Genomic DNA, 23,699 nt, shown 5'->3' on the forward strand with positions numbered 1-23,699 from the left:
ACCCGCAGAACATTTTCGATTAGTTATGAAGCTTAAACCTTCCATCAAGGGGAAGGTCAAGGGGGAACGATGAATATCAGTGACGTCGCCAAAAAAACCGGCTTAACCAGCAAAGCGATCCGCTTTTATGAAGAGAAGGGCGTGGTAACGCCGCCGCTGCGCAGCGAAAATGGCTACCGCAGCTACACGCCACACCATCTGGAGGAGCTGACCCTGTTACGCCAGGCGCGTCAGGTCGGTTTTACGCTCGACGAATGCCGTGAGCTGGTCCATTTGTTTAATAATCCTGAGCGTCACAGCGCCGAGGTCAAAGCCCGCACGCTGCAAAAAGCGGATGAGATCGCGGCGCATATTGAAGAGTTGCACGCGATGCGTGCGCGACTGTTATTGCTGGCGGAAGCCTGCCCCGGAGACGATAGCGCCGACTGCCCGATTATCAATCACCTTGCCGGTTGCAGCGCCCATCACTCCGCCTGATGACGTGGCCGGATATGCAGCGTAATGCCTTCCACGCCGATCACGGTAACGTGCGTCCCGGCGGGAAGATCGCTGTCGGCCCGCACGCGCCAGCTGCTGTCGCCGATGCGCACATGCCCGATGCCATCCTGAAGCGCGGTGTCCAGCGTCAGGTGTCGGCCCACCATCTGCACGCCGCGCTGATTCAATGCGTTCGGCTGCTGCTGCTGTTCGCGATAGAGCAGCCAGCGATACCACAAAAACAGGCACAGCAGCGTCAGCATGGCAAACAGGATGCCCTGGCCGCGCCACGGCAGGGGAAACATCCACTCGATAATCCCCACCAGCACGGCGGCGAGGCCGCTCCAGAGCAGATAGCCATTGGTGCCGAGCATTTCCGCCGCCAGCAGCAGGCCGCCCAGCGTGAGCCAGAACCAGTGCGGATGGGCGATTATCGCGGCCATGATCACGGTTTTTTCTCCCGGCGCGTCTCGCTCAGCAGCTCGCTGATGCCCGCAACCGCGCCTATCAGACTGCTGGCCTCCAGCGGCATCATCACCACTTTGCTGCTGTTGGCGGAGCCAATCTTCTGCAGCGCATCGGTATATTTCTGCGCGACAAAGTAGTTCACCGCCTGGATATCACCGGCCGCAATGGCCTCCGACACCATGCGCGTGGCGGTCGCCTCCGCCTCTGCCTGACGTTCACGCGCTTCGGCAAGCAAAAAGGCGGACTGACGTTCCCCTTCCGCCTTGAGGATTTGCGACTGCTTGTCCCCTTCGGCGCGCAGAATGGCCGCCTGACGCACCCCCTGCGCGGTAAGTATATCGGCGCGTTTGGTACGTTCCGCTTTCATCTGGGCGTTCATCGCGGCGATCAGCTCCTGCGGCGGTCGCACGTCGCGAATTTCGATACGGGTAATTTTCACGCCCCAGGGGTTGGTCGCTTCATCGACGATATGCAGCAGGCGGGTATTGATGTTGTCGCGCTGAGAGAGCATCTCATCCAGCTCCATGCCGCCCAGCACGGTACGGATATTGGTCATGGTGAGATTGATAATCGCCAGCTCAAGATTGCTGACTTCATAGGCGGCGCTGGCGGGATCGACAACCTGAATAAAACAGACGGCGTCGATGGTGACGTTGGCGTTGTCTTTCGAGATCACTTCCTGAGAAGGAATATCGAGCACCTGCTCCATCATATTGATTTTGCGGCCAATACGATCCATGAACGGCACCACCAGGCTCAGGCCGGGTTGTAGCGCGCGGGTATAACGGCCAAAACGTTCAACCGTCCACTGATAGCCCTGCGGGACAATTTTCACCCCCGCCCAGACAATCACCAGCACCAGTACGATCAGTACCGGAATTACAGTAATCATATAACCTCCAGATTGTCAGATTGTCGGGCCGAGTCGTTCGGCCCGTTTGCTCGCCGTCCGGGAGCTTAGTAGAGCAGCGAGTAGAGCTGACGACGGTATTTGGCTGCCAGCGCGTCTCCGGTGCCTAACGCAGCCAGAATCTCCTGCATCATTTTGCGCGCCTGTCCGTCAGCGGCGTTGAGATCGCGCTTCAAAAAACCGAACAAGAGTTCCAGCGCTTCCTCGTTACGTCCTACCTGGTGCAGTTGTAATGAGAGTTTAGCAGCCAGCTCAGCGTTGTCGGGTGCATCCGCCAGCTGCGCCTGCAGCTGCTGGATTTCCGGCGTATCCGCCGCCTGCTTAAGCAGCTCGATTTGCGCCACCAGGCTTTGATAGCGCGTATCCTGATCCTGCAACGGCACCGCCTGCAGCACGGTTTCCGCTTCGTCGCTGCGATTCAGCGTAATCAGCGCTTCCGCCAGCAGGAAACCGATTTCGCTCGACTGGTTGCTCAGCTGCCAGGCTTCTTTCAGCAGCGGCAGGGCATCCAGCGGTTTGCCTTCTTCCATCAGCGCTATCGCCTGCTGCGCCTTCAGCTCCTCTTCGCGCGGCAGGACTTTTTCCAGCAGCGCGCGAATCGCCTCTTCCGGCTGCGGTCCCTGGAAACCATCTACCGGCTGGCCGTTCTGGAACAGATAGACAGTAGGAATCGCGCGCAGACCAAACTGCGCCGCCACCATCTGCTCTTTATCACAATCGAGTTTCGCCAGCACAAACTGACCGGCATACTCCTGCGCCAGTTTCTCCAGCACCGGCGTCAGCTGTTGGCAATGCTGGCTGCGGTCAGACCAAAAGTAGAACAGCACCGGCACCTGCATGGACTGCTCCAGCGTCTGATGCAGGTTGGATTCGTTGATGTCGATAATCGAAGCTTGTGGTGACATGAATACGTCTCTTTAGCTGTTAATGTCCTGAGGATATGGGGTCGAAGCCTGTGGCTTCAAGCTCAATTATGGCAATCCGTTTACCGGCTGCGCAAAATGCGATCCAGCATCCAGCCGGGCAGCAAGCGTTTCAACACGCTCATCACATGCGCGACCAGCGTCACCGGGTAACGCAGGCGCGGATGAGGGCTCTCAAGCGCATGACGCAGCTTGGGCAGCACCGCTTCCGGCGGCAGGGTAAAACGCGCGGCGATGCCCGGATTACGTACCGGATTCTCTGTTTCTCCTTGCGTGACGTTGTCGGTGAAGCGCGTGCGGATGGGACCGGGTTCGATCACGCTGACGCGTACGCCGCTGCCGCGCAGCTCCATGCGCAGCGCGTCTGACCAGGCTTCCAGCGCATATTTGCTGGCGGCATAGGCGCCGCGTCCGGGCGTGGCGATCAGTCCCAGCACCGAGCTGGTATTGATGATGCGCCCGTTGCCGCTCGCCTGCAGGGCAGGCAGCAGACGCATCGTCAGTTGATGGACGCCAAAAAAGTTGGTGGCGAACTGCTGCTCCAGCTGTTGGCGCGACAGGGTCGCTAACGGACCGTAAACGCCAAAGCCGCCGTTGTTGAACAGAGCGTAAAGGCGGTTATCGGTCAGGGCGATCACCCGATCCGCCGCGCTATCCACGCTCTGCGCATCGTCCAGATCCAGCAAAATGCCGGTAAAGCCCAGCGCATCCATGCGCGCCACATCCTGTTGTTTGCGGCACGCCGCCAGCACGCGATAGCCGCGCATCAGTAAATCACTGGCGGCCGCCAGGCCAATGCCGCTGGAGCAGCCAGTGATAAGAATCGATTTTTGCATAACTTTACCTGTCAGATACCACGGCGATCCGTTACTCGTGCTTAACTAGCGGAGCCAGTTCCTGCGCCATCAGCGCGGCGATCCAGGGCTGCGCAGCGGGATTGGGATGAATACCATCCTGCTGCATCCACTCTGGTTTCAGGTAAACCTGCTCCATAAAGAAGGGCACCAGCGGAATGCCATACTGCTGCGCCAGTTTCGGATAAATTTCGCTGAACAATTCGGTATAGCGACGTCCATAATTTGCCGGTAAGCGAATCTGCATCAGCAACGGCCTGGCGTTGGCGGCGCGCACATCGGCAATAATTTTACGCAGGTCCTGCTCAATGTTCTGCGGCGGGAAGCCGCGCAGGCCATCATTACCGCCCAATTCGATTAACACCCATTGCGGTTGATGCTGCTTTAATAGGGCAGGCAGGCGCGCCAGACCTTGTCCAGCGGTATCGCCGCTGATACTGGCGTTGACCACTTTGGGTTGCTGTTGCCATTTTTTATCGAGCAGGCTGGGCCAGGCATCGGTGGCCGCCATACGGTAACCCGCGCTCAGGCTGTCGCCCAACACCATCAGCGTGTCGGCGGCGGCGAAGCGCGACACCAGCAAAAGCAACAAAAACAGGAAGGGATAATGCCAGCGGAAAACATTGTTGAAGTTCATCATCTTACTAAGTCCGTCGGTCAGGGAGAGCATCAGCTGACCATCCTTACCGGAGTTGAGTTAGTTGTCAAACCGGCTGAAACCCTCGCGTTGATTGGCGAATCGGGTTCCGGGAAATCGACCCTGTTGGGCATTCTGGCGGGTCTGGATGACGGCAGCAGCGGCGAAGTGAACCTGATAGGGCAGCCGCTGCATCAGATGAATGAGGAGCAGCGCGCCGCCTTACGCGCGCAGCATGTAGGCTTCGTGTTTCAATCCTTTATGCTGGTGCCGACGCTGAACGCGCTGGAGAACGTCCAGCTACCCGCGCTGCTGCGCGGGGATAACGAGCGTCAAAGCCGCCAGCAGGCAAGCGAACTGCTGACGCAGCTTGGCCTCGGCGAGCGTTTGCAGCATCTGCCCGCCCAGCTTTCCGGCGGCGAGCAGCAGCGCGTAGCGCTGGCGCGCGCGTTTAATGGTCGTCCCGGACTGTTGTTTGCCGATGAGCCGACCGGCAATCTCGATCGTAAAACAGGCGATCGCATCGCCGATCTGCTTTTCTCCCTCAACCGCGATTTCGCCACCACGCTGATTCTGGTGACGCACGATGAGCAGCTGGCGGCGCGTTGCGATCGCCGCCTGCGCTTGCGCGACGGCAAGCTGTGGGAGGAAACATGATCTGGCGCTGGTTCTGGCGCGAGTGGCGTTCCCCCTCGCTGCTGATTATCTGGCTGGCGCTGACGCTGGCGGTAGCCTGCGTGCTGGCGCTGGGATCGCTGAGCGATCGCATGGAGAAAGGACTCAACCAGCAGAGCCGCGATTTTATGGCGGGCGATCGTACGCTGAGCAGCAGCGCGCCGGTGGCCGAGGCCTGGCTGGCGCAGGCGCGCGCTGATGGATTGCAGGTCAGCAGCCAGCTCAGCTTTATGACCATGACTTTTGCCGATCAGACGCCGCAGCTCGCGTCGATCAAGGCGGTGGACGATCGCTATCCAATGTTCGGCACCTTGCAAACCGAGCCGCCGGGCCTGAAGCCGCGGGCGGGCAGCGCGCTTGTCGCGCCGCGTCTGCTGGCGCTGCTCAATCTCCAGGTCGGGGATAATATTGACGTTGGCGATACTACGTTGCGCATTGCCGGTGAAGTGATTCAGGAGCCAGACAGCGGCTTCAATCCTTTCCAGACTGCGCCGCGCCTGTTGATGAATCTCGCTGATGTGGAAAAAACCGGCGCGGTGCAGCTGGGCAGCCGCCTGACCTGGCGCTATAAATTTTCCGGTAACCCGCAGCAGTTGGCGCGTTATGACAACTGGATTCAGCCGCAGCTCAGGGCGGATCAGCGCTGGATTAGCGTGGAAAATTCAGAAGATGCGCTTGGTCGATCCATGCTGCGCGCCCAGCAGTTTCTGCTGCTTTCGGCGCTGCTGACGCTGATGCTGGCCATCGCGGCAGTGGCCGTCGCCATGAGCCATTACTGTCGCAGCCGCTACGATCTGGTGGCGGTGCTGAAAACCCTTGGCGCTACGCGCAGGGCGTTGCAAAAGCTGATCATCGGCCAGTGGCTGGCGGTGCTGCTGCTGGCCGCGCTCTGCGGCACTGTTCTGGGGCAGGTCTTTGAGGCGATTTTACTGGCGATGCTGAAGCCGGTGCTGCCCGCCACCTTGCCTGCCGCCAGCCTCTGGCCCTGGCTGTGGGCGATTGGCTCGCTGTTTGTGATTTCGCTGCTGGTGGGGCTGCGGCCGTATCGTCTGCTGCTGGCTACCCAGCCGTTGCGCGTGCTGCGGCGCGATGCGGTTGCCCGCGTCTGGCCGTTGAAAATCTATCTGCCGCTGATGGCGGGGATGGTGGTGCTGCTGCTGGCGCTGCTGGTCGGCGGCAGCAAAATGCTCTGGGCGCTGCTGGCGGGCGTGGTGATGCTGGCCGTGCTGCTGGCGCTGCTTGGCTGGGGCACGCTGCTGCTGCTGCGTCGCCTGGTGGTGCGTAATCTGGCGCTGCGCCTGGCGATCAACCGTCTGCTGCGTCAGCCGTGGATGACGCTGAGCCAGCTCTCCACCTTTTCCCTGTCGTTTATGCTGCTGGCGCTGCTGTTGGTGATGCGCGGGGATCTGCTCGATCGCTGGCAGCAGCAGCTACCGCCGGACAGCCCCAACTATTTTCTGCTGAATATGACGCAGGATCAGGTGCCGCAGGTGCGCGAGTTCCTTGCTGCACATCAGATCAGAACTGAAACCTTTTATCCCATTGCACGCGTACGGCTGACGGCGCTCAACGGCAAAGAGGCCGATCCGAAAATGGATAACGCACTGAACCGCGAGCTGAATCTCACCTGGCAGTTGGCGCGTCCGGAGCACAATCCCATTACGGCGGGCAGTTGGCCGCCCAAAGCGGGCGAGGTGTCGATGGAGGAGGAGCTGGCCGGTCGGCTGGGCGTCAAACCCGGCGATACGCTGACCTTTACCGGCGATACGCAGCAGTTTACGGCGAAAATCAGCAGCCTGCGCAAGGTTGACTGGGAGAGCCTGCGGCCCAACTTTTTCTTTATCTTTCCGCCCGGCGCGCTCGACGGCCAGCCGCAAACCTGGCTGACCAGCTTCCGGATGGAGAATAATCCCGCGCTGCTGGCGCAGCTTAATCGCCAGTTTCCCACGCTGAGCCTGCTGGATATCGGCAGCATTATGCGTCAGATCGGACTGGTGTTGGCGCAGGTCAGTCAGGCGCTGGAAATTATGGTGGTGCTGGTCACCGCCTGCGGCGTTTTGCTGCTGCTGGCGCAGATTCAGGTGGGCATGCGCCAGCGGCGGCAGGAACTGGTGGTTTACCGTACGCTGGGCGCGAGCAAACGTTTGTTGCGCACCACGCTCTGGTGCGAGTTTGCGCTGATTGGCGTGGTGGCGGGCGTAGCGGCGGCGATTGGCGCCGAGGCGGCGCTGTGGGGATTACAGCGTAAGATCTTCGATTTCCCGTGGCAGCCGGACTGGCTGCTGTGGCTGGCGCTGCCGGTGACCGGCGCGCTGCTGCTCTCGCTGTGCGGCGGCTGGCTGGGGGTGCGTCTGCTGAAAGGCAAGGCGCTGTTCCGCCGGTTTGAAGCGGCATAAAAAAGGCGGGGAGACCCGCCTTATTCATCAATCAGAGTTTTTCAACCGCCCAGGCGATGCCGCTGGCATACTCCGGCGGCAGCATCGGCACCAGCGCGTTCAGCGTGGCTTTCAGGCGCGCACTGTCGCTGTCGGTGAGGTTCAGGTGGCCCACCTTACGGCCCGGGCGCACCTCTTTCTCGTACCAGTGCAGATGCACCAGCGGCTGTTGCAGCCAGTCGATGTTCACTGCGGTGCCGATCAGATTCACCATCACCGACGGAGCGAGAACCACCGGCTGCGGCAATGGCAGGCCGAGGATCGCACGCAAATGCAGCTCAAACTGGCTGATAGATGCGCCGTTTTGCGTCCAGTGGCCGCTGTTGTGTACGCGCGGCGCCAGCTCGTTGATCAACAACCCTTGCGGCGTAACGAAACACTCCATTGCCATCACGCCCACGTAGTTCAGCTCATGCATAATGGCGCTGAGCATCTGCTCCGCCTGCTGCTGCTGGTTGCGATCGGCCTGCGGGAAGGCGACGCTGGTGCGCAGAATCCCTTCCTGATGCAGGTTATGGGTCAGCGGATAGAACACCGTGCTGCCATCCTGCGCCCGCGCGCCCACCAGCGAGACTTCGCCAAGGAAGTTGATACCCTGTTCGACAATGCATTCGCCGTAGCAGTCGTCCGGCAGCGTGTCGGTTTCACCGACGCGCAAGCGCCACTGACCCCGACCGTCATAGCCGCCGGTGCGGCGCTTGACGATAGCCAGTTCGCCCAGCGTGCTGAACACCTGCGACCACTCTGCTTTATCCGCCAGCAGCTGCCAGGGCGCAGTCGCAAGACCGAGCCGATCGAGCAGCTGTTTTTGCGTCAGGCGATCCGCCAGACGAGGGAAAATATCGCGATTCACAAAGGCGGAATGATGGGCCAGCTCGCGCGTCAGGGCGGTTTCCGGCCAGCGTTCGATCTCGGCGGTGATCACGCTTTGCGCGATCGGCAGCGCTTCCGGCTCGGCATCCAGCCCCACCGGATAAACCGCGATACCCAGCGGCTCACCCGCCTGGCGCAACATACGGCCGAGCTGGCCGTTTCCTAATACGCAAACCGGCTTCATGCTTCCTCCCGCGGATCCGGGTTGTTCAGCACCTCATCGGTCTGGCTCTGACGCCAGTTCGCCAGGCGGCTTGCCAGATCGCCATCGTGAAGCGCCAGAATCTGCGCCGCCAGCAGGCCAGCGTTTGCCGCGCCCGCTTTGCCGATCGCCAGGGTTCCCACCGGAATGCCGCGCGGCATCTGCACGATAGAGTAAAGGCTGTCGACGCCACTCAGCGCCGCGCTCTGTACCGGGACGCCCAGTACCGGCACCAGCGTTTTCGCCGCCAGCATGCCGGGCAGATGCGCTGCGCCGCCGGCACCGGCGATAATCACCTGATAGCCATTCTCTGCCGCAGATTCGGCGAAGCTGAACAGCTTATCGGGGGTGCGATGGGCAGAGACCACTTCAACGTGGAAGGGCACGTCCAGGCTGGTAAGGATCTCCGCAGCAAACTGCATGGTGGCCCAGTCACTTTTAGAACCCATGACGATAGCGATGCGGGCCGGGGCGGCGTTGGATGACATGCGGTCAACTCCTGTGAATAATCAAACGAACCTGGCCGGGCGGGCAGGTAAAGAAGGGCACAGAGAATAGCATGAGACGGGCACGAGGAAAACGGTTGCGTCGCGGCAAACCACGGCTTTTCCCGTGGTTTCAGAAGGCAAAATCGATAAGTTGCAGACCGCTGGCGTCCAGCTGGATCATCGACCCCTGCGTATGCCAGGCGCCCAGCACCGCGCGCTGCGCCGGCTGATTCATCACCATCAACGGGTGGACCGCTGGACGGTGCGTATGGCCATGGATCAGCAGCAGTACCTGCTGGCGCGTCATGGCCGCCGCTACCGCATCCTGATTTACATCCATGATGCTCACTGATTTATGCTGATTCGCCTGCTTGCTGTCGGCGCGCATTTGGGCGGCGATACGTTTACGGATAAACAGCGGCAGAGAGAGGAACAGCTTTTGCAGCCAGCGCTGATGCACTTTGGCGCGGAAACGCTGGTAGCCCTGATCGTCGGTACAGAGCGTATCGCCATGCATAATCAACACCCGATGGCCGTAGAGGTCCAGCACCTGTTCTTCCGGCAGCAGCGTCATGCCGCTGGCGCGGGCAAAATCATGACCGAGCAAAAAGTCGCGGTTGCCGTGAATAAAGAAAACCGGAACGGGCAGGGCATGCAGGGCTGCGGCAACCTGCTGATGCAGCGGATTGGGATCGTCATCGCCGATCCAGGCTTCAAACAGGTCGCCAAGAATATAGAGCGCATCGCAGTGCGGCGCTTCGCGCTGTAAAAAACGCAGAAAACCGGCAGTGATTGCCGGTTCTTCATGACACAGATGCAAATCTGCAATAAACAGCGTGCGCGACATTACTCGCTGACGGTCACTTTCTGAATCACGACGTCTTCTTTCGGCACGTCCTGATGCATACCGCTACGGCCAGTAGAGACCGCCTTAATTTTCTCAACCACGTCCATGCCTTCCACCACTTCAGCAAACACGCAGTAGCCCCAGCCCTGCAGGCTTTCGTCGCGGAAGTTCAGGAAGTCGTTATCAGCTACGTTGATGAAAAACTGGGCGGTAGCAGAGTGCGGCGCAGAGGTGCGTGCCATCGCCAGGGTACCACGGGTGTTTTTCAGGCCGTTGTTGGCTTCGTTGCGGATCTCTTCTTTGGTGGCTTTCTGCTTCATGCCCGGCTCAAAGCCGCCGCCCTGAATCATAAAGCCGTTGATCACACGGTGGAAAATGGTGTTGTCGTAGAAACCTTCACGGCAGTAATCCAGAAAGTTTTTCACGGTCGCCGGCGCTTTGTCGTCAAAAGTCTTGATGACGATGTCACCATGGTTCGTCTGGAAGGTAACCATATTCATGTCCTGTAAACGGAGTTGTCGGTATCGCGTGCCGTACCGCGCGTGCGGCAGGCCATTTTATCAGACGCTCGTTATAACATAATTTCTACTGACGCGTCAGCAAGGCGGCGGCAGTTGGCTTGCTTTGCGTCGCGCGAGCGTGAAAAATACGGCACAATGATCTTATTCAAAATAAGCGTAACCCGCACACGTCTATACGGAATCGTTCAATGCTAAAGATTTATAACACTCTGAGTCGACAGAAAGAGGAATTCAAACCTATCCATGCCGGTGAAATCGGTATGTACGTGTGCGGCATCACGGTGTATGACCTTTGTCATATTGGTCACGGACGCACCTTTGTTGCTTTTGACGTGGTGGCGCGTTACCTGCGTTATCTCGGCTATCAGCTGAAATATGTACGCAATATTACCGATATCGATGACAAGATCATCAAACGCGCCAATGAGAACGGCGAAAGCATCGAAACCCTCACTAACCGCATGATTGGTGAAATGCACAAAGATTTCGCCGCGCTGAACATTCTGCCGCCGGATCTGGAGCCGCGCGCCACCCGTCATATCGACGAGATCGTTGAGCTGGTCGGCCAGCTGATCGCGCGCGGTCACGCCTACGTAGCGGAGAGCGGCGACGTGATGTTCGACGTGGCGAGCGACGCCGATTACGGTCTGCTGTCGCGCCAGGATCTGGAGCAGTTGCAGGCGGGGGCGCGTGTCGAGGTGGCGGAAGCAAAACGCAGCCCGATGGACTTCGTGCTGTGGAAAATGTCCAAGGCGGATGAGCCTTCCTGGCCGTCGCCCTGGGGCAATGGCCGTCCCGGCTGGCATATCGAATGTTCCGCCATGAACTGCAAACAGCTGGGCGAACATTTCGATATTCACGGCGGCGGCTCGGATCTGATGTTCCCGCATCATGAAAACGAAATCGCTCAGTCTACCTGCGCCCATGACGGTCCTTACGTCAATTACTGGATGCACTCCGGCATGGTGATGGTGGACCGCGAGAAGATGTCGAAGTCGCTGGGCAACTTTTTCACCGTGCGCGACGTGCTGAAGCACTATGATGCCGAGACCGTGCGCTATTTCCTGATGTCGGGCCACTATCGCAGCCAGCTCAATTATGGCGAAGATAACCTCAACCAGGCGCGTGCGGCGCTGGAGCGTCTTTATACCGCGCTGCGTCATACCGATGCGTCGGCGCAGGCGGCGGGCGGCGAGGGGTTTGAAGCGCGCTTCCGCACGGCGATGGATGACGATTTCAACACGCCGGAAGCCTATTCGGTGCTGTTTGATATGGCGCGCGAAGTGAACCGTCTGAAAGCGATCGATACCGACGCGGCCAACGCGCTGGCGGCGAGCTTGCGTCAGCTGGCGGACGTTTTAGGCATTCTGCAGCAGGATCCGGAGCAGTTCCTGCAGAGCGGCGCGCAGGCGAGCGATGATGAAGTGGCGGAGATCGAAGCGCTGATCAAGATGCGCAACGATGCGCGTAAAGCCAAAGACTGGGCGCAGGCTGACGTGGCGCGCGATAAGCTGAATGCGTTAGGCATTGTGCTGGAAGATGGGCCGCAGGGCACCACCTGGCGACGTAAATAACTCTACAGGGCGAGCAATCGCCCTTTTTTATTGGCGATGATTGAACAAATTCAGATTACCGGCTTCCGCTCGGTAAGAAGCCTGACGCTTCAGCTGGGCCAGCTTAACGTGATTAGCGGTCCCAACGGCTGCGGCAAATCCAACCTCTATAAGGCGGTGCGTCTGCTGCACGATGCCGCCAGCGGACGTTTGTCGCTGGCGCTGGCGGAAGAGGGCGGCATTCAGAAAGCGATGTGGGCTGGCGGACTGCGGCGCGGCGACCGACGCGGCGAGGCCAAACGTCTGAAGCTCGCGGTACAGATGGATGACTTTGACTATCAGATGGAAGTGGGCTTTCCGGAGCCGCTTGAGACCAGTCTGTTTAATTTGGATCCGCTGGTAAAAGAAGAACGGCTGTGGCTGAGCGGCCACCAGCGTCGCCCCTCTTCCTGCATTATGGAACGTCGCAACCAGACCGCGTTTTTGCACAACGTGGAAGGGGAGCGGGTGGCTTATCCGGCCTCGCTGCATCAGGAGGAATCGCTGTTTGGTCAGTTGGGTGAGCCGCATCGTTATCCTGAAATCTCTCAGATGCGCGAGCGTCTGCGCCAGTGGCGTTTTTATCATGAATTTACCGTCTGGCCTGGCTCACCGATTCGTGCGCCTCAACCAGGCATTCGTTCGCCGATACTGTCGCACGATGGCAGTAATCTGGCGGCTGCCTGGGCAACCATTGTCGAGCGCGGTCACCACGAGCTACTGTTTCGCGTGGTAGCCGAAGCCTTTCCCAACAGCGAATTTCATGTGCAGGCGCAGGGCGGCCGTTTCCAGATGCTGATGTCGCGCCAGGGGATTTTGCGTCCGCTGGAAAGCGCTGAATTTTCTGACGGCACATTGCGCTTTCTTTGTCTGGTAGTGGCGCTACTCAGCCCGCGTCCACCGCAGTTTATGGCGCTGAATGAGCCGGAGAATAGTCTGCACGAGGATTTGCTACCGGCGCTGGCGATGTTGATTGCCGAAGCGAGCCAGTTCAGCCAGTTATGGATAACCAGCCACTCATCGCGTCTGGCGCAACTGATTGGCAAATACACCGGGGTCAATCATATTCAACTGGAGCAGGCGGAGGGGGAGACACGCATTATCGGGCAGGCAAGAAGTTAACCGGCGTTGCGGATGCGAACGCCGATCAGGGTCAGGCGGTCACGGTAACGCGCTGGCCTGCAAATTCCACCGTCTGGCCGGAAACGATTTTGCAGCGTTTGCGCGTTTCCACTTTGCCGTCGACGCTGACTTCGCCGTCAGCAATCACCGCTTTGGCGCTGGCGCCGCTCTCTACCCAACCTTCCAGCTTCAGCAGATCGCACAGGTCGACGTGCGGAAATTTACCTAATGAGAATGTTGCCATTATGCCCGCTCTCCGTTGTCCGAGGCTTCACACGCCTGCAGCGTATTTTCAATCAGCGTGGCGACCGTCATCGGACCGACGCCGCCCGGTACAGGCGTAATATAAGAAGCGCGCTCAGAAGCGGCAGCAAAATCGACGTCGCCCACCACTTTGCCGCTCTCCAAACGGTTAATCCCCACATCAATCACAATCGCGCCCGGTTTGATCCAGTCGCCCGGAATAAAGCCCGGTTTGCCGACAGCAACCACCAGCAGATCGGCATGCTCAACGTGATGACGCAGATCTTTGGTAAAACGGTGGGTCACGGTGGTGGTACAGCCCGCCAGCAGCAACTCCATGCTCATCGGACGGCCCACGATATTGGAGGCGCCGACGACAACGGCGTTCAGGCCGAAGGTGTCGATGTTGTAGCGCTCCAGCAGGGTTACGATGCCGCGTGGCGTACAGGGACGCAGCTTGGGCGCGCGCTGACACAGGCGGCCAACATTATAAGGATGGAAGCCATCGACATCTTTATCCGGCACGATGCGCTCCAGCACTTTGACATTGTCGATGCCTGCCGGTAACGGCAGCTGCACCAGAATGCCGTCAATTTCGGTGTCGTTGTTCAGATCGTCAATCAGCTGCAGCAGATCGGCTTCGCTGGTGGTGGCGGGAAGGTCGTAAGAGCGGGAGACAAAACCCACCTCTTCACAGGCACGGCGTTTGCTGCCGACATAGATCTGTGAAGCGGGATTGTCGCCGACCAAAACCACCGCCAGGCCAGGCGCGCGTTTACCGGCCGCCAGACGCTGCTTCACTTTTTCAGCAACTTCAAGGCGCACCTGCTGCGCAATCGTTTTACCGTCAATAATTTTTGCTGCCATCAGAGAGGAAATCCACGTATTGGGTTGATCGGGGAAAGGTGGCTATTTTGTCAGAAGCGCGCCGCGCTGTCAGGCATTGAATCGATGGCGTTGTCTGAAACTTAAGCAATCATGCGGCATGAAAAGCCAAATCGTGACTCATCGGAAGGGGAGTTAATCTGCTGATTACCCTGTTTTTCGCTACGCTTTATTCAACGACGTGCCGTTTTGGGCTTTGTCCGAGGTATTTATGACTCCATATTCTTTGGCTTCAACGCTGAATAAAAAATTTGTGCTGGAACCGGTGGTTTCGCAATCTGGCGCCTTTGTCGGGTTTGAATTATTAACGCGATATACCTCTGAGGCGGGAAAATCCCGTAACGCGCATATGGTAATAGAAAATATGCGTTATGAGGAAAAACGAGAATTTCTGTTTGAGCAGCTCAACCTTCTGTCATCAATCTTGATGCTGCTGGAGCAGCATCAGCTGTTTATCAGCATCAATATTGATCAGGATATGGTGCAGCTTCTTCAGGAAGATGAACGGTTGTGTCGGATGTTCAGCGCTTCCAGCATTATTCGTTTAGAGATCTCTGAGAACGTTGACTTCCTGCCTGACCACGCAGCGAGGCATACGCTGCAGCAGTTAAAAGAGCACGGCATTCGCTTTTTCCTTGGCGATCTCGGCACCGGCTTTGCCAACCTCGAAGCGCTTTATACGGGCCTTTTTGACGCAGTGAAAATCGACAAGCGCTTTTTCTGGGAGCAGAAGGATAAACCGATCTTCCCGGTGCTCATGAAAAATATCCGGCGCTTCTGTCCGCTGATTATCGTGGTTGGCGTAGAGGATGATGAGGATCTGGCGACGCTGGCAGCTGTTCCGGTATACGGGATTCAGGGCTATCGCTACGCCGCGCTGGCGCCAGAAGAGCTGGCGCAGCGTCTCAGTCAGAATGCTTTAAGCTCACCGCCCAGGCAGAACTGAGCGTCAGCGTCATATTTTGTGCGCCAGTTATTTATGCTGGCATCTCCATTTTTTCTCCTTATTTATTCGGTATGTATCAAATTGCATCCCAAACGTTAAGAAATCGATAACCCAGGGTAATGTCCTGTAAGTTATGGTTTTTTAAGAGTTTTAGAGATGCTTTTGTTCCTCCAGATCAACGATAGTAGCTTGCAACGGCGTACGTCGTTTTACTGGAGGTCGTACCATGAAAAAAACAACACTAAGCATCATCGCTTCTCTTATCGCATGCAGCACGTTATTTTCCGGCGTCTCCTGGGCGGACGGTCCGGGCGACCATCATGATGCGCGTTGGCAGCAACACGGCGGCGATCGTCACGACGATCATGGACGTGGCCCGCAGGGGCATGGCCCCGATCGCAGACCGGGAGGCGATCATCATGCGGGAGGCCCGCGATATGACGATCATCATGGCGATGGGCGCGATCATTTCGCATGGAACGGCCATGATTTCCGTCGGGGCCATCCGGTACCGCATGAATACCGCGGTCCGCATTACCGCGTTGACAACTGGCGCGAACGCCACCTGCCGCCGCCGCCCCGTGGCGAATACTGGTCATACATAGACGGCAACTATGTGTTGATTGCCGCTGCGACAGGCGTCATCACCTCGCTGATTTTTAACGGCGCATTTAATTAACGAAAACGGGCGGCATTAGCTGCCCGTTTTGTTTTCCGGGCTGGAGGCTGGGGAATGCCGGATTCGGGCAGTTTGCGTTATATTGCGAGGCGTGAAGATGATGAGGTTGTCTGAAACTTCAGCAACCATACGGGATTAGCAGCAAAGTCGTTGACTCATCAGGTGCTGGCCGTATAATTCACGCAATTCTAATGCGCCCTTAGCTCAGCTGGATAGAGCACCGGCCTTCTAAGCCGTAGGTCACAGGTTCGAATCCTGTAGGGCGTACCATTAGGTTTCAATCAGTTACGCAATTCGCAAACCTACCTGATTTCCTCCTTGTGTCGTTGTCACCTAAAAGTGAGTCAATTTTGCGCGCATGCTCCGTTAAGTGGTTAGGTGCCAGGTGCGCATACCGCTGCACCATTTCTATGCTTTCCCATCCGCCCATTTCCTGCAAAGCAAATAAGGGAATGCTGCTCGTATAGTGGCTGGGATCAGCATATGATTTTACTGACCAACAAGATTGACGTTCAGGTTTTGCATCAATGAAATTCACAAGCGTTTTTGCATATTGCTAAAACCAAAAAGGGCAATAATGCCCTTTATATAAAAACTACCGTGCCCCATCTCACCCCCGTAGCTGGCGAACCGCATCCAGGGTTCTGGCCGAGTACACGGTTGCGGCCCCTGCATTCAGGTTGATCGCCACACCCAACGCCTCAGCGATCTCTTCATCCGACGCGCCAGCTTTTACTGCTGCTTCAGCATGCAAGGTAATACAGCCGTCGCAGCGGGTCGTCACCGCGCACGCCAGCGCAATAAGCTCGCGCACCTTTGTACCAAGATGATCGGTTTTATCGCCTGCATTACCCAAAGTCATCACGCCATTTAAGGTATCCGGGGCAAGCTTTCCAAGATCGCCGACACGCTGCATCAATTCTGAACGATAACTATTCCAGTCTAACATTTTGATACTCTCCCCACTTATGTTGGTTTGTAATCAAAAAGATATGCTGTTCCGGTAATCTGCCGTGGCGCTTACCGAACTCTCTATGCCCTGTTGTTCGGACAAGCCTGAGAAATGTCATCTGACTGTGAAGCGTATTTTTAAATTCAGGCCGATGCCGACGCTTTCAAACTTATACCTCAGGAAGCGCAAAACCTGTGACCGGACAGGAATAATCTGATGACAGACCGTTCTGAATCCCTCTTTTAATGCGTAACCGGTTATTGATTTTGCTCTGGACTGCAATTTATGGAGGTGGGTCTGGCAGATGAGCCACTATCTCCGGCTCACCGATTCCCGCACTACCAGCGTTCCGCACAAACTGTCACCGCCCTCGTCATGCGGCTGATCGAGAATAATCTCCACCGCGCGTTTTACCATTTGATCGAGCGGCGTATCGAGGGTGGTCAGCGCTGGCGAAAAGTAATGTCCTATCGTTGCGTTATCAAACCCGGCCACCGAAATCGCCTCCGGCACCGCCAGGTTAAGATCTTTCAACGCCTTTATCGCTCCCAGCGCCATATCATCATTACCGGCCAGGATAGCGGTAACGTTTTCCTGTCGGCTGATAAGTTCCCGCGCTGCCTGATAACCGCTTTCCATACTCCAGTTTCCCTGCGCAATCAGCTTTTCATAATCCTGTTGCCCCTGGCTTATTAATTTATCCTGCCAGGCCTGCTGGCGAGCCGAGTTACTGGGGGAGGGCATCCTGCCGCGGATATAAGCGATTCTTTTATGACCCTGACTGAACAGATAATCCATCATGATTTCAGCGCCACGATAATGATCGATAAAGATGGCGCGATCGACGTGTCCTGTTAATTTATGATTCAGCACAATGACCGGAACCGGACTGTCAGCGACGGTTTTTTCTAATTGCGCGCTGCTCATATGTCGTGGATAAACCATGATTCCGGCGCACTTCATCCGGACCAGAAAATCGATAGCGTTGAGCTCTTCTTCCGCAGAATTTTTGCCGTCGGCAAAAATCAGTCGGCGATCGTGCTCTTCGCAAAACTTTGCTGCGTTATAAACCAGCGTCGAGAAAAATGGTCCGTTATAAACATCGTTGGTGATCACCAGACCAATCATATTGGTTTTTTGCGTGGCCAACTGCTGCGCCAGCAGGTTAGGTCGATAGCCGGTTTCTTCAATGGCTTTATACACCACTGCTTTGATCTCTTCCCTGACGATATTTTTTCCATTTAATACACGAGACACCGTCGATTTGGACACGCCGGCGCATCGTGCAACATCAAGCATTGTAACCATTACATCCTCGCTTTAAGGAACCTGGCAAAACGGCTAGCTTACCGACATTACCGGCGCGCCTGATGCCACCGACCCGCTATTAACGTGTCTGGTCATCTGGTAATCCTCGCTGTTCATCACTAAAAACGGGGTCGTTAAGTCATAACCAGACTCAACAATCGCCTGTCTGTGAAATCTGATTAGCGGCGTCCCGGCTTTGACCTTATCGCCAACCTTTACCAGGGTCGAAAAATATTGCCCGCCTAACTTTACCGTATCCAGCCCCACATGAATGAGCAGTTCCGCACCGTTGCTACAGAGCAAGCCCACAGCATGGTGGCTTTCAACCGTGGTAGCAACTTCTGCGTCGCAGGGAGAAACAATGATGTCATCTTCAGGCAGAATGGCAATCCCGTCACCCAACAGGCCGCCGGAAAAGCTCTCATCCTTAACCTCAGATAAAGGCAGCACCTTGCCCGCGACCGGGCTGCTCAGCATTAAAGCCACAGCATGTTGAGTCGGCTGCGTCATCGCGGTCTGGGAGGGGGCGATTGCGTCATCTTTGTCCGTGGGACGCGCCTCTTCCTGCTTCGTCACCGGCTCTTTAAAGCCCACCAGGAAAACCAGAACGAGGGTTACCACAATGGTCGTCACTACGCCCGTCAGTTCGCCGATAAAAGACATGGGATTTTCAGGGCTGATAGCGTTCACAATCGTCAGCAGGCCCGGCAAACCGGCATAGGCATAGTAATAACTGCCAAAAAGGCTGGTAACCACAGCGCCGAGAGTGCCGCCGATACATCCGCAGATAAAAGGCTTTTTAAGCTTCAGCGTCACGCCATAAATCGCAGGCTCGGTGATGCCGAATACGCCGGTCAGCCCCGCCGAGTACGCCACCGTTTTGAAACCGCGCTGCTTCGCTTTTAAGGCGCAGGCAAAGGCGGCGGCCATTTGTCCCACCACCGCCATGGTCTGGAAAGCCTGGAATGAATCACGGCCATGCATATCGAAGTTCGCCATCACCACCGGCGTAATTCCCCAGTGAACGCCGAAAATAACAATCACCTGCCATAAGCCGCCAATCACCGCCGCCGCCAGCGCAGGCGCGGTCTCAAACAGCCAGTTGTATCCCATGGCAATTGCGTTGGCGAGGCCTGACGTGACCGGCCCGATAAGGACCAGCGTAAGTGGCACCACGATCACGGCGCAGATAAGCGGCGTAAAAAGCGGAGCCACAACCTGCGGCAATACGCGTTCCACAAAGCGTTCCAGATAAGAAAGCGCTAACACCAGAAAAAGCGGCGGTAAAACTGAAGAGGTATATACCGTCTCGGACAAAGGAAGCGACAAAAAGGTCATAGCTTTGCCCTGCGCTATTTGCGCCGCGAGGGTAGCCCAGTCGGGATTTATCAGGGCGCAGCAGCAGAACAAGGCGATGAAGGTATTACATTTGAAAAACTTAGCGGCAGTGATGGCGATAAAAACCGGCAGAAAGGCAAAAGGCGTCCAGGAAATAAAGTTCAGGATACTGAATGCCCCGGTCTGCTGAAACGCGGGCAGAAAATAATTAACGGTAATCAAGATCCCTTGCAGAATGCCTGCTGCTGCAAGGACATAAATAATGGGCGCAAAAACCGCAGACATGGTAGCAATAACGGTATCGAGAATGCGTTTCTTCTCACCGCTATGTTGGAGTTTATCGGGATCGACTATTGCGGCAAGCGCGTCATAAACATCCGCAACGTGGGTTCCGATAACCACCTGAAATTGCCCGCCGCTGAGCACCACGGTAATCACCCCCGGCAGCTGCTTGATATTTTCACTCGCATTTGCAGGCACTTCTTTAAGCACCAGGCGGAGCCGGGTTGCGCAGCGTGAGAAACTGATTAAGTTCGTTTCTCCGCCCGTTTCTTTAAGGATATCAGTTGCTAATCTGGAATAATCTCTTGTCTTGCCCATTATCACTCCCTGCCGCCTGAGTTAAGAAACCGGTTTCAGCGTAACAGTGCGCAATAACCCTGCAACCGGTTTCATAAGGAAGTGTGGCTGTTATCGCAATTTTCTTGCACGAGCCAGAATGGGAAAAAAGATTATTTTGGTCCTGAAACTCTATTAAAGAACCACATTGAAAGATCTTTCAGAACAGACGTGAAGAGACAAAAAAAGCCCCGTGCATCACTGCCGGGGCAAAATTAACAACGTCATTTGGATGTTGCGCAATACCGCGCGCAGAGGTGCCGAAGCGCACCGGAAAGCCGTCACGCATAACGGCTTTCCGCTATTTCACTGGCACAAAAAAGCCCCGCATAAGCGCGACTTTAAGTTAAAAATTGATGCAAGCTGATAATAAAAAACTTAAAGCTAAGCGGGATATAATTTGCACGCAGGATTGATAGTAAAAATATTATAGACCAGGAATTTTTATAAAGCATAACGGGGAGCAGTATGTTCTGTTCGCAAACTGTGGCCTCAGGATCCGAATATAAAAAATTTTTGCCCGGCAAAAAGTAATTGTACAACTGCGGGGGAGCGTATTTCACCAGGCGCTTGCCTGGCAACATCGCGGGCCGCCGACGTTTTTCTCACACAGGTCTGCCGATTGTATTTTAATTACAACATACATAATGGCGTAAATTCAGGGTGACTTTTGCCGCTTTTTTACAGGTTGTTCAAAAGAGCGCAACACCGCCTGGGAGAGACAATACTACTAATGTTACCGGTAAAGTGGCCGATAAATGTGATGCAAATCACATTATAAGGGATGGTTATGTCTGTTTTTAGTCGTATTAAAACGTCGACATTTTTGCTGCTGAGCATCATTTTATTTGGGCTGCTGCAGCTGTTTTCCGGCGGCTTGTTTCTGCACTCGCTGAGTAATGATAAAGACAACTTTATCAGCGCCAGCGCTTCCAGCGATAAAGTGGATGCCTTGACTAACTCATGGTATGCGCTGAATGCCGCACGTTCTGACGTTAACCGCGTCGTGCTCTGGCTGCTGAAAGAGGGACAAAATAGCGGGAAAGTTGAAGGTATGGTGTCCCATGGGCGAGAGCAGTTACAGCTTGCCGCCGACCAGTTTCAGATTTTCCGTCAGGGCGAAAACCTTCACGGTCTTGATCCTCAGTTGACTGCCAGGCTTGAACAGAGCTATCAGGCCTATTACAGCACCCTGAACCAGCTTATGGCGATCGCCGGAAAGCGCGACATGGATGGGCTATTCTCAATCAATGCGGCACCAAAGCAGCAGGCGATGGCGGCAGATTATGATCGCTGGCGCGCCGCCGCTAACCGGCTATCAAAGCAGACTGCGGAAGAGAGCTACCAAACCTTCAGCCGGATGCTCTGGTTGCTGTGCGGCATTCTGCTGCTGGTGATTGCCGCTATTGCGCTCTGCTGGATGGTCATCACTCGCGTGTTGTTAAAGCCGCTTAATCAGGCGCTGGAACATATCGACAGTATCGAAAATGGCGATCTTACCCAACAGGTTATGTTGGATGCAGGTAGCCGTACCGAAATGGGGCGTCTGCAAGCGGGACTGGCGCGTATGCAGGCTTCGCTGACCCGTACCGTGGGTAATGTGCGCAGCGGCGCAGATACCATACTCTCTGGCGTGAGCGAAATTGCTATCGGTAATACCGATCTCTCTTCGCGTACTGAGCAGCAGGCGGCGTCGCTGGAGCAGACGGCGGCCAGCATGGAAGAGATCACCGCAACGGTAAAACACAATGCAAGCAATGCGCATCAGGCCGCAAAACTGGCGACCTCCGCTGCCGAAACGGCAGAAAATGGCGGCAACATTGTTGATGGCGTGATCAAAACCATGTATGGCATTGAAGAAAGCTCAAAAAAAATTGGCGAAATCACTGGCGTGATAGAAAGCATCGCTTTCCAGACCAATATTCTGGCCCTGAACGCCGCCGTTGAAGCGGCGCGCGCCGGGGAAAATGGCCGAGGTTTCGCGGTTGTCGCCGGTGAGGTGCGGAATCTGGCGCAGCGCAGTGCAGTGGCGGCAAAAGATATTAAAGGACTGATTGAAGAGTCAACGGTGCGCGTCAGTAGCGGATCGAAGCTGGCGGTGGCGGCTGAAGAGTCGATGCAGGGGATCATGAAATCTGTTCAGCAGGTGCGCGATATCATGGACGAAATTTCTGCCGCGTCCGATGAGCAGAGCCGTGGCATCACCCAGGTTGGCGTGGCGGTATCAGAACTGGATCGCGTGACGCAGCAAAATGCCGCGCTGGTGCAGGAATCCTCTTCAGCCGCCGCGCTGCTGGAAGAGCAGGCGAGGCGTCTTAACGATGCCGTTGCGGTATTCCGTCTGCATGCAGCGGCCATGCCAACGGTAAATATGCCCAGGAAATCGTTATTAAGCGAAAAAAACAGGGAGCCGCAGATTTCAATGGCTGAAGCTAAAGCAAACTGGCAGTCATTCTGACGTCAGGATTATATTCTGGTCAGCCAGGGTTATGGCTGACCAGAGACAGGCCTGCATTTTAATTTCCATACACATTGGTTTGCCGAATAACGTTGCCCGGTTATTGGTCAGAGAACAGACCAATTTCCAAACAATGTTGCCATAGGAATCGTCTTTATTTTTCAACTCTTCATTTGAACCTGAAAATATTTCAGGACGATGCCGGTTGACGCGCTGATTTTTCTTTAGATAAAACTTTTTTAACGGTTTTATTCAAAACAGGGTGGTATTATTATTAGACGGCGCTAGTGATGTGGCGTTGTGTGCTTCAGTTTTGCCTTATTTTACAAGGCCTTCCCCGTTTTGGTGGTATGGAAACTCCGCTCCCGATCGCTTTCGATCGGGCTTTTCCTCTGATTTTTTAGTAAGCCCGCTAATTATTCCTCGGTACTATTTTTCAGTAATTAAATTATATTTTTCGCTATTTATTATGTCGAAGTTATTAATTGCATTTTGTTCATAAATAGTAATTTCCTCCCTCTCACGGTTTAAAAAATAGCATTTCGCTTTTAAAGAAGTGTGTCAAAACAAGAGAAATGTTAAGAAATCGATAAGGCGGCGTAATTTATTGTAAGACCAATGATTTTAAGACTTTTGGAAATGCTTTTCGCTCCCCATATAGAGGATAGTGCTTTTCAACGGCACGTTATTAGCCGTTACCATTGGAGGTAAGACGATGAAAAAAACAACACTGAGCCTTGTGGCTTCACTTATTGCATGCAGCACATTTTTCTCAACCGGCTCTTGGGCGGAAGGTCCGGGCGATCAACATGGACAGCCATGGCAGCAGAGCGGCAACGATCGTCAACAGGCGCATGGTCAGGGAGCGGGCGATCGCGGGCATAGTAATGATGATCATCGCGGCAGCTCGCAGGCGCATCACAGCAGCAACCGCGATCACTTCGCCTGGAACGGACACGATTTCCGTCGCGGCCATACGGCTCCCCAGGAATTCCGCAGCGATCGCTACCGTGTCAATGACTGGCGTGAACGCGGCCTGCATGAGCCGCCGCGCGGCGAGTACTGGTCCAATATTGATGGTAACTATGTGCTGATTGCCGCGGCAACCGGCGTGATTACCTCAATCATTCTTCACAGCGCAGTAAATCATTAATTTCTTGCGGATGGCTGCGGCCATCCGCAAACCCTTCTGCATCATTCTGTTTTTCTCCCTTGCCAGGCTATCCTGTTTAGCAAACCCGTGTTTTG

Annotated in this window: 24 protein-coding genes, 1 tRNA gene and 1 pseudogene; 10 read left to right on the forward strand and 16 right to left on the reverse strand. The window is 55.8% G+C overall.

Going from position 1 to position 23,699, the window contains the following annotated elements; genetic code table 11:
- The first annotated feature begins 69 nt into the window (after positions 1-69).
- A complete protein-coding gene (gene cueR, locus ABU178_RS05960; protein ID WP_397212936.1) occupies positions 70-477 on the forward strand; it encodes a Cu(I)-responsive transcriptional regulator in 408 nt (135 codons plus the stop codon).
- Here the strand turns inward: cueR and ABU178_RS05965 are convergent.
- From ABU178_RS05965 to tesA, 5 genes are all read right to left on the reverse strand, one after another.
- A complete protein-coding gene (locus ABU178_RS05965; protein WP_397215706.1) occupies positions 465-923 on the reverse strand; it encodes an NfeD family protein in 459 nt (152 codons plus the stop codon). The genes cueR and ABU178_RS05965 overlap by 13 nt on opposite strands.
- Positions 923-1,837, reverse strand: coding sequence for an SPFH domain-containing protein (locus ABU178_RS05970; protein WP_397212938.1), 915 nt, complete (start codon positions 1,835-1,837; stop codon positions 923-925). Before ABU178_RS05970 ends, ABU178_RS05965 begins: the two co-directional genes overlap by 1 nt.
- 65 nt (positions 1,838-1,902) lie before the next feature.
- On the reverse strand, positions 1,903-2,760 hold the full coding sequence (locus tag ABU178_RS05975; protein ID WP_397212941.1) for a tetratricopeptide repeat protein: 858 nt from the start codon (positions 2,758-2,760) through the stop codon (positions 1,903-1,905).
- A gap of 80 nt (positions 2,761-2,840) precedes the next feature.
- Positions 2,841-3,614, reverse strand: a complete 774-nt coding sequence (locus ABU178_RS05980) for an SDR family oxidoreductase (RefSeq protein WP_397212943.1) — start codon at positions 3,612-3,614, stop codon at positions 2,841-2,843.
- 31 nt (positions 3,615-3,645) lie between these two features.
- Positions 3,646-4,272, reverse strand: a complete 627-nt coding sequence (gene tesA, locus ABU178_RS05985; RefSeq protein WP_397212944.1) for a multifunctional acyl-CoA thioesterase I/protease I/lysophospholipase L1 — start codon at positions 4,270-4,272, stop codon at positions 3,646-3,648.
- Between tesA and ybbA the strand changes: the two genes are divergently transcribed.
- Positions 4,240-4,926 carry a putative ABC transporter ATP-binding protein YbbA gene (gene ybbA / locus ABU178_RS05990; protein WP_397212946.1) on the forward strand — a complete coding sequence of 229 codons (687 nt, stop codon included), beginning with the start codon at positions 4,240-4,242 and terminating at the stop codon, positions 4,924-4,926. The genes tesA and ybbA overlap by 33 nt on opposite strands.
- A complete protein-coding gene (gene ybbP / locus ABU178_RS05995) occupies positions 4,923-7,340 on the forward strand; it encodes a putative ABC transporter permease subunit YbbP (protein ID WP_397212948.1) in 2,418 nt (805 codons plus the stop codon). Before ybbA ends, ybbP begins: the two co-directional genes overlap by 4 nt.
- Before the next feature lie 31 nt (positions 7,341-7,371).
- Here ybbP and purK read toward each other — a convergent pair whose 3' ends face one another.
- The 4 genes from purK to ppiB form a co-directional block, all read right to left on the reverse strand.
- A complete protein-coding gene (gene purK / locus ABU178_RS06000) occupies positions 7,372-8,436 on the reverse strand; it encodes a 5-(carboxyamino)imidazole ribonucleotide synthase (protein ID WP_397212950.1) in 1,065 nt (354 codons plus the stop codon).
- Positions 8,433-8,942: a 5-(carboxyamino)imidazole ribonucleotide mutase gene (gene purE / locus ABU178_RS06005; protein WP_397212951.1), complete on the reverse strand. Its 510-nt coding sequence runs from the start codon at positions 8,940-8,942 to the stop codon at positions 8,433-8,435. The genes purK and purE overlap by 4 nt, the downstream gene beginning before the upstream one ends.
- A gap of 130 nt (positions 8,943-9,072) precedes the next feature.
- Positions 9,073-9,789, reverse strand: coding sequence for a UDP-2,3-diacylglucosamine diphosphatase (gene lpxH / locus ABU178_RS06010; protein ID WP_397212953.1), 717 nt, complete (start codon positions 9,787-9,789; stop codon positions 9,073-9,075).
- Positions 9,789-10,283 carry a peptidylprolyl isomerase B gene (ppiB, locus tag ABU178_RS06015; protein WP_312241122.1) on the reverse strand — a complete coding sequence of 165 codons (495 nt, stop codon included), beginning with the start codon at positions 10,281-10,283 and terminating at the stop codon, positions 9,789-9,791. Before ppiB ends, lpxH begins: the two co-directional genes overlap by 1 nt.
- 215 nt (positions 10,284-10,498) lie before the next feature.
- Between ppiB and cysS the strand changes: the two genes are divergently transcribed.
- Both cysS and ABU178_RS06025 read left to right on the forward strand, forming a co-directional pair.
- On the forward strand, positions 10,499-11,884 hold the full coding sequence (cysS, locus tag ABU178_RS06020; protein ID WP_397212955.1) for a cysteine--tRNA ligase: 1,386 nt from the start codon (positions 10,499-10,501) through the stop codon (positions 11,882-11,884).
- 36 nt (positions 11,885-11,920) lie between these two features.
- A complete protein-coding gene (locus ABU178_RS06025; protein WP_397212956.1) occupies positions 11,921-13,024 on the forward strand; it encodes an AAA family ATPase in 1,104 nt (367 codons plus the stop codon).
- Between the two features lie 31 nt (positions 13,025-13,055).
- On the opposite strand, the gene ybcJ is transcribed toward ABU178_RS06025, so the two are convergent.
- Positions 13,056-13,268, reverse strand: a complete 213-nt coding sequence (ybcJ, locus tag ABU178_RS06030; protein ID WP_397212958.1) for a ribosome-associated protein YbcJ — start codon at positions 13,266-13,268, stop codon at positions 13,056-13,058.
- Entirely contained in the window at positions 13,268-14,134 is an 867-nt protein-coding gene (gene folD / locus ABU178_RS06035; RefSeq protein ID WP_397212960.1) for a bifunctional methylenetetrahydrofolate dehydrogenase/methenyltetrahydrofolate cyclohydrolase FolD, read from the reverse strand. The genes ybcJ and folD overlap by 1 nt, the downstream gene beginning before the upstream one ends.
- Positions 14,135-14,363: 229 nt before the next feature.
- Here folD and ABU178_RS06040 point away from each other — a divergent pair, with 229 nt between their 5' ends.
- The 3 genes from ABU178_RS06040 to ABU178_RS06050 all read left to right on the forward strand — a co-directional run bounded on the left by ABU178_RS06040 (position 14,364) and on the right by ABU178_RS06050 (position 16,047).
- Positions 14,364-15,098, forward strand: coding sequence for an EAL domain-containing protein (locus ABU178_RS06040; RefSeq protein ID WP_397212962.1), 735 nt, complete (start codon positions 14,364-14,366; stop codon positions 15,096-15,098).
- A 226-nt stretch (positions 15,099-15,324) separates the two neighbouring features.
- Positions 15,325-15,777 carry an RcnB family protein gene (locus tag ABU178_RS06045; RefSeq protein WP_397212964.1) on the forward strand — a complete coding sequence of 151 codons (453 nt, stop codon included), beginning with the start codon at positions 15,325-15,327 and terminating at the stop codon, positions 15,775-15,777.
- A gap of 193 nt (positions 15,778-15,970) precedes the next feature.
- Positions 15,971-16,047: transfer RNA gene (locus ABU178_RS06050), tRNA-Arg, on the forward strand.
- 15 nt (positions 16,048-16,062) lie between these two features.
- Here the strand turns inward: ABU178_RS06050 and ABU178_RS06055 are convergent.
- The 5 genes and pseudogenes from ABU178_RS06055 to ABU178_RS06075 form a co-directional block, all read right to left on the reverse strand.
- Positions 16,063-16,237, reverse strand: a pseudogene (locus ABU178_RS06055) (integrase); the annotation flags it as partial.
- Between the two features lie 150 nt (positions 16,238-16,387).
- Positions 16,388-16,726: a carboxymuconolactone decarboxylase family protein gene (locus ABU178_RS06060; protein ID WP_397212966.1), complete on the reverse strand. Its 339-nt coding sequence runs from the start codon at positions 16,724-16,726 to the stop codon at positions 16,388-16,390.
- 315 nt (positions 16,727-17,041) lie between these two features.
- Positions 17,042-18,037, reverse strand: a complete 996-nt coding sequence (locus ABU178_RS06065) for a LacI family DNA-binding transcriptional regulator (RefSeq protein ID WP_397212968.1) — start codon at positions 18,035-18,037, stop codon at positions 17,042-17,044.
- A 33-nt stretch (positions 18,038-18,070) separates the two neighbouring features.
- On the reverse strand, positions 18,071-19,975 hold the full coding sequence (locus ABU178_RS06070; protein ID WP_397212969.1) for a glucose PTS transporter subunit IIA: 1,905 nt from the start codon (positions 19,973-19,975) through the stop codon (positions 18,071-18,073).
- Between the two features lie 178 nt (positions 19,976-20,153).
- The gene (locus tag ABU178_RS06075) at positions 20,154-20,282 is read right to left on the reverse strand and encodes a hypothetical protein (RefSeq protein WP_397212970.1); all 129 of its coding nucleotides are present in this window, start codon (positions 20,280-20,282) and stop codon (positions 20,154-20,156) included.
- 501 nt (positions 20,283-20,783) lie between these two features.
- Here ABU178_RS06075 and ABU178_RS06080 point away from each other — a divergent pair.
- The gene (locus ABU178_RS06080) at positions 20,784-22,451 is read left to right on the forward strand and encodes a methyl-accepting chemotaxis protein (RefSeq protein WP_397212972.1); all 1,668 of its coding nucleotides are present in this window, start codon (positions 20,784-20,786) and stop codon (positions 22,449-22,451) included.
- A 715-nt stretch (positions 22,452-23,166) separates the two neighbouring features.
- Positions 23,167-23,604: an RcnB family protein gene (locus ABU178_RS06085; RefSeq protein ID WP_397212974.1), complete on the forward strand. Its 438-nt coding sequence runs from the start codon at positions 23,167-23,169 to the stop codon at positions 23,602-23,604.
- Positions 23,605-23,699: the final 95 nt, after the last annotated feature.

The organism is Pantoea osteomyelitidis (assembly GCF_044342975.1).
Taxonomy (GTDB): Bacteria; Pseudomonadota; Gammaproteobacteria; order Enterobacterales; family Enterobacteriaceae; genus Pantoea; species Pantoea osteomyelitidis.